Below are 12576 nucleotides of genomic sequence, written 5' to 3'. Positions count from 1 at the left end.
GTCGGGAATGCTCGCGGATTCCATCAGGGCACGGGGGCCGGCGACGGCGCCTCACCACGATGCCGGATATATGGCCGCAACTCCTCCTTCTGCCGATCGGCGCATTCACTCTTGCAACGCGGGGCGGACCATATATGGGAGCGGCATCCCTGCCGCGACGATGCGCTGATGCGAGTGCCATTGTCGTCGCGGCCAGAGGCCGCTCCCACGGTGCCACTGGCCGTGGGAGCGGCATCCCTGCCGCGACGATGCAGCGGTGGCGGTGCCACTGTCGTCGCGGCCAGAGGCCGCTCCCACAGCGCCACTGGCTGTGGGAGCGGCATCCCTGCCGCGACGATGCGCTGATGCGAGTGCCACTGTCGTCGCGGCCAGAGGCCGCTCCCACGGCGCGACTGGCTGTGGGAGCGGCATCCCTGCCGCGACGATGCGCTGATGCGAGTGCCATTGTCGTCGCGGCCAGAGGCCGCTCCCACGGCGCCACTGGCTGTGGGAGCGGCATCCCTGCCGCGACGATGCGGCGATGGCGCTGCCACTGTCGTCGCGGCCAGACGCCGCTCCCACGGTGCCACTGGCTGTGGGAGCGGCATCCCTGCCGCGACGATGCGCTGATGCGGGTGCCACTGTCGTCGCGGCCAGAGGCCGCTCCCACGGTCCCATTGGCCGTGGGAGCGGCATCCTTGCCGCGACGATGTAATGAGGTCGCTGCCACTGGCATCGCGGCCAGAGGCCGCTCCCACAGCGCCACTGGCTGTGGGAGCGGCATCCCTGCCGCGACGATGCAGCGATGCCGGTGCCAACGGCGTCGCGGCCAGAGGCCGCTCCCACGGTGCCAGTGGCTGTGGGAGCGGCATCCCTGCCGCGACGATGCGCTGATGCGAGTGCCGCTGGCGTCGCGGCCAGAGGCCGCTCCCACGGCGGCGCGTCACAGCCACTTCGGCACCAGAATGAGCAGCCAGATCACCGCCGCGAACAGGATGCTGGTGAACACCGCTGCGGAGGCGATGTCCTTGGCCCGCGCCGAGAGCTCGTGCCGCTCAGGGCCGAAGCGGTCGACATTGGCCTCGATGGCGGAATTCAGCAGCTCGACGATGGGCACCATCAGCAGGCTGCCCACCAGCATGGCCCGCTCCACCGGGGACTCGCCCAGCCAAAGCCCCAAGGGCAGCAGCGGGATCAGGAACAGCAGCTCCTGGCGGAAGGCCTCTTCGCCTTCCCAGCACGCCTTGAGCCCCTTCATGGAGTAGCCGAAGGCGTAGAGGACCCGTTTCCAGCCCTGGTCGTGGCGATGGGCCATGGTGCTTTGCGGTCGCGGACTGGCTGGCCTGATCGTCCGCCCTTAGTCGTCCGCGAGCTCCAACCGACGCTCCACCCGGTCGAGACGCCGGCGCAGCTCATCGATATCGGAACGACCGCCATAGACGGCTGTCGTCAAGGCACCGATCTGCTGGCCCATGCTCGCCAGCTGGACGTTGGTCGATTCCGCGTGGCGTTTGAGCTCCGCGCTATCGGCACGGATCGCCCGCAGCTGTTCTAGGATCAGATTGTCGACGTCGTTGGCCATCAGTGTCTCCGGCGGTGCTGGGGCTTAATCTTCCACCCGCTCCGGCCTCCACGCCAGATCCAACTGCCGTGCGGCGCGCACGTCGTCCAGGCGGCGCACGGGCAGGCTATAGGGGGCCTGCTTGAGGGTGTCGGGATTCTCCTGCGCCTCGGCGCGGATCTTGGTCATGGCGTCGACGAAACCGTCTAGGGCCTCCTTGGGCTCGGACTCCGTGGGCTCCACCAGCAGGCACTCGGGCACCAGCAGCGGGAAGTACGTCGTCGGGGCGTGGAAGCCGTAGTCCAGCAGCCGCTTGGCGAAGTCCATGGCATTGGTGCCGTACTCCTTGGCCTCCCTTTTGAGGGTTACGATGAACTCGTGGCTGGCGCGGCGCTCGGGGTAGGCGGCGGTGAAGCCGGCGTCCTTCAGACGCGCCAGCAGATAGTTGGCGTTCAGCGTGGCGTACTCGGACACCCGGCGCATGCCCTCGGCACCCAGCAGCCGGGCGTAGATGTAGGCCCGCAGCAGGATGCCCATGTTGCCGCCGAAGGCGGTCATGCGCCCGATGGACTCGGGGCGGTCGTGCTCCACCTGCCAGTGATAGTCGTCGCCGTCCTTCACCACCAGGGGCACCGGCAGATAGGGCTCCAGGCGCTTGGAGACACCGACCGGGCCCGCACCCGGACCGCCGCCGCCGTGGGGCGTCGAGAAGGTCTTGTGCAGGTTCATGTGGATGACGTCGAAGCCCATGTCGCCCGGGCGCACCTTGCCGAGGATGGCGTTCAGGTTGGCACCGTCGTAGTAGAGCAGGCCGCCGGCCTCGTGGACCGTCTCGGCGATGGCCTGGATGTTGCGGTCGAACACGCCGACGGTGCTCGGGTTGGTGAGCATGATGCCCGCGGTCTGCGGGCCCACGGCATCGCGCAGCGCGGCAATGTCCACGTCGCCATTGCTGCCGGTGGGGATCTCCCGCACCTGGAAGCCGGCCATGATGGCCGACGCCGGGTTGGTGCCGTGGGCGGCGTCCGGCACCAGGATCTCGCGCCGCTCGTGGTCGCCGCGGGCGTCGTGGTAGGCACGGATCATCATCACCCCGGCCAGCTCGCCTTGGGCGCCGGCGGCGGGTGCGAGCGACACGGCGTGCATGCCGGTGACAATCTTCAGCATATCCTGCAGCTCGTGCAGGCAGGCCATGATGCCCTGGCTGTGGCTTTCCGGCGCCGCCGGGTGGCGGGCCAGGAAGCCGGGCAGCGAGGCCAGGCTGTTGCAGGCCCGCGGGTTGTACTTCATGGTGCACGAGCCAAGCGGGTAGAAGTGCGTGTCGATGGCGAAGTTCTGCTGCGACAGACGCGTGTAGTGGCGCACGGCCTGCAGCTCCGAGACCTCCGGCAGGGCGGCGCGCTGCTTGCGGCGCAGGCCCGCCGGCAGGTCCGACACATCGGCCATTTCCAGCGGGGCTTGGGCGGTGGCCGTGCGGCCGTGGCGGGATTGCTCTTGAATCAGCATGGGAAGCTCTGCGTTCGGTTCATTGGGGCAATAGGGTTCGGGTGTTGCCAGGCGACGCCGCCCGGGCACAAATGCTGCTTCGCGCAACGGCGCTATGGCGCAACGTGTCTTAGCGCGGGCTCCGGCCAGCGCCCGTTTGTCCAAGGCCGGCCTCGGCAGCCAATGTAGGGCGGATGAGCGAAGCGAAATCCACCGAGCCGCCTGATCCAGCACCGGCAGCGGCCCATGTAGGGTGGATGAGCGAAGCGAAATCCACCAAGCCGCCCACGCCGCAGATCAGGGCCGAGGACGGAGGGCCGAGGGCGGGGCAGCGTTGGTCCTCAGCCCTCAGCCCTCAGCCCTCAGCCCCCAGCCCTCTCCTATCCAACCGCCTTCAGCGCCGCGTCGTAATCAGGCTCCTCGCCGATCTCCGGCACCAGCTGGGTGTAGCTCACCTTGCCGTTTTCATCGACCGCGACGATGGCACGCGCGGTGATGCCGGCGAGCGGGCCGTCCTCGATGAGCACGCCGTAATCCTTGCCGAAGTTCCTCGAGCGCATCATCGACAGCGGATGCACGTTGTCGATGCCCTCGGTGGTACAAAAGCGGCCCATGGCGAAGGGCAGGTCGGCGGACACCACCAGGCACACGGCGTCGTCGCGGTCGGCGAAGGATTCGTTGAACTTGCGCGTGGATGTGGCGCAGACCGGCGTGTCCAGGCTCGGCACGATGTTGAGCAGCACCTTCTTGCCGGCGAAGTCCGCCAGCGACTTGTCGCCGAGGTCTTTGTCGACGAGCTTGAAGTCCGGTGCGGGGCTGCCGACGGCGGGCAGCTCACCGGCGAGGTTGACGGGGTTGCCTTGGAGTGCGGTCTGGGCCATGGGGTGATCTCCTGGGAGAGGGGCTGAGGGCTGAGGGCTGAGGGCTGAGGGCTGAGGGCTAGGGGCGAGTATCGAGTAACGAGGATCGAGTATCGAGTAACGAGGATCGAGTAACGAGGCGGGAGGTCTTTCCTCGTCACTCGTCACTCGTCACTCGTCACTCGCTACTCGTCACTCGCTACTCGTCACTCGCTACTCGTCACTCGTCACTCGCTACTCGTCACTCAATACGGCTGCGAGCTTATCGCGGAAGGCGACCATGTCTTCTTCCGTGCGCATCTCGGTAGCGCACACCAGCACCGCCGGGTCCAGCTCCGGATACTCGGCGCCGAGGTCGAAGCCGCCAAGGATGTCTTGCGCCGCCAGCGCGCGCAGGAGCTTGTCGGTGGGGGCGGGCAGCCGCAGCGCCTGCTCGTGGAAGACCGGGGCGTCGAACAGCGGCTCCACCCCCGGGATCTCGCACAATAGCTCCGTCAGCCGGCGGGTATTGGCGTGGCAGCTGGCGGCGACGCGCTCCAGGCCCTCGGCGCCGACGATGGCCATGTGAATGGTGGCGGCCGTCACCAACAGGCCCTGGTTGGTGCAGATGTTGGACGTCGCCTTGGAGCGGCGGATATGCTGCTCCCGCGCCTGCAGTGTCAGCGTGTAGCCCACTTTGCCGTCGGCATCCAGCGTCTTACCGGCGATGCGTCCCGGTAGCTGGCGCACAAAGTCCTGTTTGCAGGTGAGAAAGCCCAGGTAGGGCCCGCCGGAGGCCAGCGGCATGCCCAGCGGCTGGCCCTCGCCGCAGGCGATGTCCGCGCCCGTCTCGCCCCAGTCGCCGGGCGGGCTGAGCAGCGCCATGGCCACCGGGTTGACGACGCCAATGGCGAGCATATTGCGCTCATGCGCCCAGTCGGTGACGGCGTCCACGTCCTCCAGCGCGCCGAAGAAGTTGGGCTGCGGCACCACCAGGGCCGCGCACTCGCCGTCCGCGGCGGCGGCCTCGTACTGGGCAACGGGCGTCTGGCCGGTTGCAGGGTCGAAGTCCACTTCCACCAGCTCGATGCCCTGGTTGCCCACCAAGCCGCGGGCCGTGCGCCGATAGGACGGATGCAGGGACTTCGGAATCAGCACCCGCTTGCTCTTGCTCTTGCGGTTGGCACGCACCGCCATGAGCACCGCCTCGGCCAGCGCCGAGGCGCCGTCGTAGAGGGATGCGTTGGAGACATCCATGCCAGTGAGCCCCGTCATCATGGACTGGAACTCGTAGAGCACCTGCAGGGTGCCCTGGCTTGCCTCCGCCTGATAGGGTGTGTAGGCGCTGTAGAATTCGCCGCGGGTGGTGATCTGCCACACAGCGGCGGGGATGTGATGCTCGTAGGCGCCGGCGCCGATGAAGCACAGCGGCTGGCCATCGGCCCGCGCGCGGCCCTGCAGCAAGCGCGTCACGTCCATCTCGGACAGACCGGCGGGAATGCCGTCGAGCCCCTTGGCACGCAGCTCCGGCGGGATTTCGTCGAACAGGTCATCGATGCTCTCGGCGCCGATGGCGGCGAGCATCTCGGCCACGTCGGCCTCGGTGTGGGGTATGAACGGCATAATCGGAAGTTGTTGTCTGGTCGTCGCAAGAGGTGTACGGCGCCCCTCGCTCGGGGGTGCCGAGCCATGAGTACGCTTGCTGGGGGTCGGCCTGCTGGGGGTCGGCCTGCTGAGGTCGGCTTGCTGGAGTCCGCTTGCAGGCGTGGCTACCGCCCGCCGCCTCGTGGCGGGCCCGGTGGCCGTGGCTCAGGCGTCGTCCTCGACGACTTGTTGGTAGGCGTCGGCATCGAGCAGACCCGCGCCTGCGTCGTCACCGGCGAGCTTCAGCTGAAAGATCCAGCCTTCGCCGTAGGGGTCGGAGTTGATGGTCTCGGGGGCGTCGTCGAGCGCCTCGTTGACGGTCACGACCTCGCCCTCCAGTGGCGCATAGATATCGGACGCCGCCTTCACCGATTCAACCACGGCGCACGCGTCCTTGGCGGCGAGCTTGGCGCCCACCTCCGGCACCTCGACGAACACCAGATCACCCAGGGCGTCCTGCGCATGGTCGGTGATGCCGACGGTGACCGTGCCGTCGCCGTTGTCGCGGACCCACTCGTGGGACTCGGTGTATTTGAGATCGTTCGGGATATCGCTCATGGCTGACTCCTGTTGGGCTCGGGTTCGGGTGGAGATGCGGTTGGCTGTGGCTGGGGTGGACTGCCGTCAGACCACCTTAAAGGGCGATTTTGGGCTGGCCGTTGCGCACGAAAGGCGGCTTCACGATGCGCGCCGGCACGGCCTTGCCGCGGATCTCCACGGCGATCTCGTCGGCCTTGCCCTCGGCGGTGGTCGCGTCCACCCGCGCCAGGGCAATGGAGCGCTCCAGGGTCGGCGAGAAGCCGCCGGAGGTGATCTCACCCACCGGTGCGCCGTCGCGCAGCACCTGTTGGTGCGCCCGCAACACTCCGCGCCCCGTGAGCAGCAGGCCCACGAAGCGGGGCAGGTCCGCGGCCTCCCGCCGCGCCTCCAGCGCCTTGCGGCCGACGAAGTTACGCTCCGGCGGCTGCCAGGCCACGGTCCAGCCGAGGCCGGCGGACAAGGGGTCGGTGTCTTCGTCCATGTCTTGGCCGTAAAGGTTCATGCCGGCCTCCAGCCGCAGGGTGTCGCGGGCGCCGAGGCCGCAGGGCGTCACGCCTGCGTCCAGCAGGCCCTGCCACAGGGTCCCGGCATCCGCGGCCGGCAGAATGATCTCGAAGCCGTCCTCGCCCGTGTAGCCGGTGCGGCCCACGAGCCACGCGTCGCCTTCGACGGCGTGGAAGGGCTTGAGTGCCATGGCGGCCGCGCGAATGGAGGCCGGCAGCAGCGGCTCCGCCAGGCTGCGGGCGCTCGGGCCCTGCACGGCGAGCATGGCCAGATCGTCACGGCGGGTGACGCTGACGTCGAAGCCTGCGGCGCGGTCCTGCATCCAAGCCAAGTCTTTGTCGGCCGTGGCGGCGTTGACCACCGGCCGATAGCGCTCCGGGCCGAGGTAGTAGCAGATCAGATCGTCGACCACGCCGGCGCGCTCGTTCAGCATGCAGCTGTAGAGGGCGCGGCCCGGCTCCGGCAGCTTGTTGACGTCATTCGCCAGGAGGTATTGCAGGTAGGGCTTCGCCGCAGGCCCGGTGACATCCACCGGCTGCATGTGCGAGACGTCGAAGACGCCGGCACTGCGGCGCACGGCATGGTGCTCGTCGAGCTGGGAACCGTAGTGCAACGGCATGTCCCAGCCGCCGAAGGGCACGATCTTGGCGCCAAGGCCGACGTGTGCGTCATAGAGGGGTGTTCTGGAACCCATGCGGGCCTCCCGGTCGCGCCGGCGTTAGGCCGGCGGTTGGACATGCGTTGGCGCGCGGGTGACATCACCTGCGCGCCGCCCCTCTGTCCTGAACCTGAGAGTTTGCAGGAACGCCGTCGCGCGAAGCCGAATTGGCCCGCGTCTGGTGACTGCAAGCTGGGTGCTTGCGAGCCATGCGCCACTGCTGCCCCGTCGGTGGGCCGGCGGCGATCAAGCCTGCGCCGGCCACTCTCCAGAGTCGGTATTGAATGCCGCGGTCCTTTTGCCTGAGCGATTCCGGGCGGTGTTGCGCCTTCGGCGCCGGCTGACGGCCGGGTAGCGATTGACTCGCGATGCCCAGCACGCCGCCGGTCTCTCCCGCGGCTCCGAAACCGTAACCTGACTATAAACGCCACGCCCGGCTATGCCAAGTGAGGGTTTTGCCGGGATTTGTCCGGATAAGTCGGCCTCGGCAGCCCCCGGCTGCGTAGAAATACGCCCCCGGAAGCCGCCGTGGGAGCGGCCTCTGGCCGCGACGCTCCCGCTGAGCGCGCCGATCGCGGCAAGGATGCCGCTCCCACAACGCCAAAGCCGCTGTGGGAGCGGCCTCTGGCCGCGACACTCCGGGCGAGCGCGGTGATCGCGGCAAGGATGCCGCTCCCACAACGCCACAGCCTCTGTGGGAGCGGCCTCTGGCCGCGACGCTCCCGGCGAGCGCGCGGATCGCGGTAAGGATGCCGCTCCCACAACGCCAGGGCCGCTGTGGGAGCGGCCTCTGGCCGCGACGCTCCTGGCGATAGCACCAATCGCGGCAAGGATGCCGCTCCCACAACGCGAGCCGTCAGCGACAGCGCCGCGCCGCGGCGGCCAATTTCTCGTCGTAGCGGTTGGCGCGATAGCCGGCGCCGTTGTAGCCCTTCGCGAAGCTCGCCCAGCGCCCGGCACGCAGGTGACCCATGAGCCCGTTGTTGTCGATGAAGCTCAGCATGTGGCTGAACTGCTGCCTTTCGCCGGTGAAGCTCTCCACGACGAATTGCTCCAGGGTCTCGCAGCCGGCCACCGTGTAGTTGAACCCCATCACCTGGCCGAGCCCCCAGCTGGCGGACTTCAGCGCCTGCACGGCATCGAATTCCATGGCATCGCGCAGTCGGTCCCACTCGGCGCTGCCGCCCTGGTACAGGCTACGGTTCCAGCGGCGGCTGCTCAGGTCCGGGCGGGTCTTGCTCACGGGCAGTGGCGTCAGCTTGTAGAACCAGTGGGCCTCGAACAGGATCTTCGGCCGCGCCGGCGGCGGCTCTTTGAGCAGAAAGCCGGAGCCGGCCGACTCCACGCGCAGCACGGCACGCAGATGGCACGGGTTCAGGCGCCAGACATCGGCGAGCTCGGCGATGTCGTCGTCGCTGATGGCCGGCTGCCCGGGGATGGGGCCGGTCCAAGACACCGGCAGAAAACGCCCGTCCTCGGTGGTGTTCGGATAGTCGTACACGAAAGGCGGCTCATGCTCCACCTCCACCCGCGGCGGGTGCTCGGGGACGGCATCCTCGGCCGGCTGCTCGGTCGCTCGCTGGCTGCTGCCGGCGGCGTCCTCCGGCGCCACGGCCTCTGTGTCGCTTGTCGCGGCGGCGTTTCGCGAGGCCTCGGCACGCACTACCGCGAGCAGCTCCTCACGCGCGTCTTCAAGGATGCGGTCCACCTGCGCTTCGATGTCGATGGCCATGGGTATAGTCCTCACGCGGTTGAAGGACAGCGTTGACTGCAACCTTACCGCAGCGGATCGGGAAACGCTGAGCAGCGCATAGGCCGCGGCACCAAGGGCGCGTGAAGTATAGACGAGTGTGGCGGTAGGTTATCGGCTGCGGCAGCGTCGCACGCTGCGCCAAGCTGCACCCGGCGGCATTGCCGCTTGCACATCGCCGGGCATGTGGGAGCGGCATCCCTGCCGCGACGATGCGCTGATGCAGCTGCCACTGTCGTCGTGGCCAGAGGCCGCTCCCACGGGGCGTCGGCTGTGGGAGCGGCATCCCTGCCGCGACGATGCGCTGATGCAGCTGCCACTGTCGTCGCGGCCAGAGGCCGCTCCCACGGGGCGTCGACTGTGGGAGCGGCATCCCTGCCGCGACGATGCGCTGATGCAGCTGCCACTGTCGTCGCGGCCAGAGGCCGCTCCCATGGGGCGTCGCCTGTGGGAGCGGCATCCCTGCCGCGATCAGCCCCCCGCTTTGTCCTGTGGCTGCGGCCGACGGAAGGTGAGATTGCCGCACTCGGCACAGCGCGGGATACGACCGCTGCGGGTGAAGTGCGTCTCGGCACCACACTTGTCGCAAATGAGGGTCCCGGGCCCGGTGACCTGCCCGGCCTGGTAGAGGCTCGCCTGGCGGGCGCGCTCGGCCCACTGGCTGAGCTGCAGGCTGGTCTGGTCGGCGACACTGGTAAAGGCGTCGAGCATGCGCTGCTCGATGAGCTCCAGGTCGAAGCGCCACCACTCGCGAAGGTCCTCGCCGGTATCCACCAGCCAGTGCGCGGCGTCTTCAACGTCGCGCTCGACGTAGTCGGCAATCTTGGCCGCTTCCTCGCGGGTCAGCTCGCCGAACTCCACCATGTTGTCGCGCACCTGCTCCAGCATGTGGCGCAGTTTCGGGGTGCTCTCCTCGGCTTGCTGTTGCGCCTGCTCGATGCCCTCGCGCGTGCGCTTGAGCATCTCGTCATAGGCGTCCACCAGACGGTCGGTGGTGCTGTCGTCGTCGCGGCGCTGGTTGCCGTCGTTCATCGCGCTCTCCGTTGGCTGGCAGGTCCCGGCTGCTCCGGGATCACCTGACTCCAAGTCTGCGCGATAGGGCGGAAATGGCAAGGGTCGGGTGCCGCGGACAGGCTCGCGGCGGGGGCTTCGACTCGCCGCCAGCCGTCGGAGCGGCTGGGCCGCAGACTGTGCACGCCCTTGGTCAGCGCCCGCTCATCGGCAGCCCGACGATGCGCTCGTGGCCCTGGAGGGTGCGCTCGGCGATATAGATGGCCTGCTCGTAGGCGAGGTTGAGCTGTGCCAGGGCAGCTGCGCGGGCGCCCGGCTCCTCTCGCTGCATGCGCTCGGCGAAGGCCTCGGCCAGGGCGGTGTAGAGCCGGCATTGACTGAGCCGAGCACGGTCGGTGTTACTGCCTTGGCGCAGCAGCCGAGACATGATCTCGAGCCCGCGCAGCTGTTTCGCGTGCTCGGCGCGGTTGCGCAGCAGGGCGGCCACCGCCGGCTCAGTGCAGTGCTCGGCGTGTGCCAGCAGCGCTTGCGGTGCCGTGTCAGTCGCCGCGGGCGAGAAGGGCGAGTGACAGACCGCGGGCTCTGCCTCTGGGAGGGGCCCGGACGAGGCAGCAGGGGCGGGCGGTTCAGCGAGGGCCGGCAGGCCGACGGTGGCGCCAAGGAGGAGCAAGGCAGACGACAGAGCCAAGGCTCGACGGCGGTGCGACCCATCCGGGTGGCGGGGGAGGAGCGACATGAGCGGCGGTCTCCATGCAATGGCGCAGGACCGGCCGCCGGGCGGAGCGCCCGAGCGGCGACCTCGGATTTGTCATGAATTCGTAACACAACGCCGCCGCAATTGGAACAGCACAATGAACGCCCCCGTGGCAGCGGCCTCTGGCCGCGACTGCCGCGGTCGAGGCCCATGTCGCGGCAAGGATGCCGCTCCCACAGCGCGAGGTTGCTGCTGTGGGAGCGGCCTCTGGCCGCGACAGCCAGCGCCGAGGCCCGTGTCGCGGCAAGGACGCCGCTCCCACAGCGCCAAGGGCCACTGTGGGAGCGGCCTCTGGCCGCGACAGCCAGCACCGAGGCCCGTGTCGCGGCAAGGACGCCGCTCCCACAGCGCCAGGGGCTGCCGTGCGAGCGGCCTCTGGCCGCGACGGCCAGCGCCGAGACCCATGTCGCGGCAAGGATGCCGCTCCCACAGCGCCAAGGCCCGCCGTGGGAGCGGCCTCTGGCCGCGACAGCCAACGCCGAGGCCCGTGTCGCGGCAAGGACGCCGCTCCCACAGCGCCAGGGGCTGCCGTGCGAGCGGCCTCTGGCCGCGACGGCCAACGCCGAGGCCCGCGTCGCGGCAAGGATGCCGCTCCCACAGCGCCAGGGGGCCGCCGTGAGAGCGGCCTCCGGCCGCGACGGCCAGCGCCGAGGCCCGTGTCGCGGCAAGGACGCCGCTCCCACAGCGCCAGGGGCTGCCGTGGGAGCGGCCTCTGGCCGCGACAGCCAGCGCCGACGCCCGTGTCGCGGCAAGGATGCCGCTCCCCCAGCACGGCAAAGCTCAAACCCAGACCGCGTCCCAAAGCGGATAGTCACCGATATGCGCGCAAAGACCCGCCCGCAGCGGATTGGCGACGATGTAGCGTGCAATCGCAGGTACATCCTCGTCGGCCCGGATTGCGCGATCGAAATAGCCTGCCTGCCACACCGGCCCACTGCGCCGAAGGCATTTGTTGACGCGTTGGGCGCTGAATCCCTTCACCGCATGCATCAGCGCATCGAGCGCCATGCCGTCGCCGAGCTGGATCAGCCAGTGCAGATGATCCGGCATCACCACGAAGGCCAGGCTCTCCACATTGCCCGTCGCGTGCTGGAAGCGCAGCGCCCTCACCACTTCACGGCCCAGGTATAGATCGCTGAAGAATCGGCGTCGCGAGGCGGTGGAGGTTCGCACGTGGTAGATCCGGCCCGGCTCCGAGACTCGGCCTTTGCGCAGATCCTGGCTGTGCGGTGGCTGCGCTGGTCGGGGCACGCCGTCCCTCGCTGATCACACATTGCGATACCGGTGAGCTTAGAAACAGATGGCGCTGTGTGTGGTGCGGCGCGACGAGCGGCGCGATCGGCCTGTCGCGGCAGGGATGCCGCTCCCACAGCGCCAGGGGCCACCGTGGGAGCGGCCTCTGGCCGCGACGGCCAACGCCGAGGCCCGTGTCGCGGCAGGGATGCCGCTCCCCCAGCGCCAAGGGCCGCTGTGGGAGCGGCCTCTGGCCGCGACTGCCGCGGTCGAGGCCCATGTCGCGGCAAGGATGCCGCTCCCACAGTGCGAGGGGCTGCTGTGGGAGCGGGCTCTGGCCGCGATTGCCAGCGTCGGGGCCCGTGTCGCGGCAGAGATGCCGCTCCCACAGCAGTTCCAAATTTAAAAGCATGATGTTATGAAGGACTTTTCACAAGTTACTGGAGAGTCCGATGGTCCTGAGGCCCAAGCCCGAGCCCAAGCCGGAGTCCAAGCCCGAGCCCACTACGCAGCGGTTCACGGCGGCAACGGTGGTGACGAGGATCCGCCGAGCGCTGGACGAGCTGCCGGACGCGCGCAAGGGCGGCAACAACCAGCGTTACGCGATGGGCGACGCGG

11 protein-coding genes and 1 riboswitch are annotated in these 12576 nt (G+C 68.9%); all 11 genes read right to left on the bottom strand.

Annotation, left to right across the window (positions count from 1 at the left end; translation table 11 throughout):
- Positions 1-922 precede the first annotated feature (922 nt).
- Entirely contained in the window at positions 923-1294 is a 372-nt protein-coding gene (locus tag CKO31_RS23560; RefSeq protein ID WP_200242450.1) for a diacylglycerol kinase, read from the bottom strand.
- A gap of 42 nt (positions 1295-1336) precedes the next feature.
- The gene (locus CKO31_RS23555; protein WP_200242448.1) at positions 1337-1561 is read right to left on the bottom strand and encodes a hypothetical protein; all 225 of its coding nucleotides are present in this window, start codon (positions 1559-1561) and stop codon (positions 1337-1339) included.
- Positions 1562-1585: 24 nt separating this feature from the next.
- Positions 1586-3046 carry an aminomethyl-transferring glycine dehydrogenase subunit GcvPB gene (gene gcvPB, locus CKO31_RS23550; RefSeq protein ID WP_200242445.1) on the bottom strand — a complete coding sequence of 487 codons (1461 nt, stop codon included), beginning with the start codon at positions 3044-3046 and terminating at the stop codon, positions 1586-1588.
- Positions 3047-3405: 359 nt separating this feature from the next.
- Complete coding sequence (gene tpx, locus CKO31_RS23545) at positions 3406-3906, bottom strand: thiol peroxidase (RefSeq protein ID WP_200242443.1); 501 nt, start codon at positions 3904-3906, stop codon at positions 3406-3408.
- 213 nt (positions 3907-4119) lie between these two features.
- Positions 4120-5487 carry an aminomethyl-transferring glycine dehydrogenase subunit GcvPA gene (gene gcvPA, locus CKO31_RS23540; RefSeq protein ID WP_200242440.1) on the bottom strand — a complete coding sequence of 456 codons (1368 nt, stop codon included), beginning with the start codon at positions 5485-5487 and terminating at the stop codon, positions 4120-4122.
- 186 nt (positions 5488-5673) lie between these two features.
- Positions 5674-6066: a glycine cleavage system protein GcvH gene (gene gcvH, locus CKO31_RS23535; protein WP_200242438.1), complete on the bottom strand. Its 393-nt coding sequence runs from the start codon at positions 6064-6066 to the stop codon at positions 5674-5676.
- A gap of 76 nt (positions 6067-6142) precedes the next feature.
- Entirely contained in the window at positions 6143-7246 is a 1104-nt protein-coding gene (gene gcvT / locus CKO31_RS23530; protein WP_200242435.1) for a glycine cleavage system aminomethyltransferase GcvT, read from the bottom strand.
- 244 nt (positions 7247-7490) lie between these two features.
- Positions 7491-7616, bottom strand: a riboswitch (glycine riboswitch).
- A 450-nt stretch (positions 7617-8066) separates the two neighbouring features.
- Positions 8067-8942: an N-acetylmuramidase family protein gene (locus CKO31_RS23525; RefSeq protein WP_200242433.1), complete on the bottom strand. Its 876-nt coding sequence runs from the start codon at positions 8940-8942 to the stop codon at positions 8067-8069.
- A gap of 489 nt (positions 8943-9431) precedes the next feature.
- The gene (locus CKO31_RS23520) at positions 9432-9992 is read right to left on the bottom strand and encodes a zinc ribbon-containing protein (RefSeq protein WP_200242422.1); all 561 of its coding nucleotides are present in this window, start codon (positions 9990-9992) and stop codon (positions 9432-9434) included.
- A 172-nt stretch (positions 9993-10164) separates the two neighbouring features.
- The gene (locus CKO31_RS23515) at positions 10165-10458 is read right to left on the bottom strand and encodes a hypothetical protein (protein WP_200242420.1); all 294 of its coding nucleotides are present in this window, start codon (positions 10456-10458) and stop codon (positions 10165-10167) included.
- A 1047-nt stretch (positions 10459-11505) separates the two neighbouring features.
- On the bottom strand, positions 11506-11976 hold the full coding sequence (locus CKO31_RS23510) for an REP-associated tyrosine transposase (protein ID WP_200242417.1): 471 nt from the start codon (positions 11974-11976) through the stop codon (positions 11506-11508).
- Between the last annotated feature and the right edge of the window lie 600 nt (positions 11977-12576).

Source organism: Thiohalocapsa halophila, from assembly GCF_016583825.1.
In the GTDB taxonomy this organism is placed as follows: domain Bacteria; phylum Pseudomonadota; class Gammaproteobacteria; order Chromatiales; family Chromatiaceae; genus Thiohalocapsa; species Thiohalocapsa halophila.
The sequence above is the reverse complement of the archived record's forward strand: the minus strand, read 5'-3'. Positions and strand labels throughout refer to the sequence as shown.

What these genes read in the sequence shown, in the direction of transcription:
- gcvPA (WP_200242440.1), bottom strand. Translation starts at nt 5,487, where the DNA reads ATGCCGTTCATACCCCACACCGAGGCCGACGTGGCCGAGATGCTCGCC.
- tpx (WP_200242443.1), bottom strand. Translation starts at nt 3,906, where the DNA reads ATGGCCCAGACCGCACTCCAAGGCAACCCCGTCAACCTCGCCGGTGAG.
- CKO31_RS23525 (WP_200242433.1), bottom strand. Translation starts at nt 8,942, where the DNA reads ATGGCCATCGACATCGAAGCGCAGGTGGACCGCATCCTTGAAGACGCG.
- gcvT (WP_200242435.1), bottom strand. Translation starts at nt 7,246, where the DNA reads ATGGGTTCCAGAACACCCCTCTATGACGCACACGTCGGCCTTGGCGCC.
- gcvPB (WP_200242445.1), bottom strand. Translation starts at nt 3,046, where the DNA reads ATGCTGATTCAAGAGCAATCCCGCCACGGCCGCACGGCCACCGCCCAA.
- CKO31_RS23560 (WP_200242450.1), bottom strand. Translation starts at nt 1,294, where the DNA reads ATGGCCCATCGCCACGACCAGGGCTGGAAACGGGTCCTCTACGCCTTC.
- CKO31_RS23520 (WP_200242422.1), bottom strand. Translation starts at nt 9,992, where the DNA reads ATGAACGACGGCAACCAGCGCCGCGACGACGACAGCACCACCGACCGT.
- CKO31_RS23555 (WP_200242448.1), bottom strand. Translation starts at nt 1,561, where the DNA reads ATGGCCAACGACGTCGACAATCTGATCCTAGAACAGCTGCGGGCGATC.
- gcvH (WP_200242438.1), bottom strand. Translation starts at nt 6,066, where the DNA reads ATGAGCGATATCCCGAACGATCTCAAATACACCGAGTCCCACGAGTGG.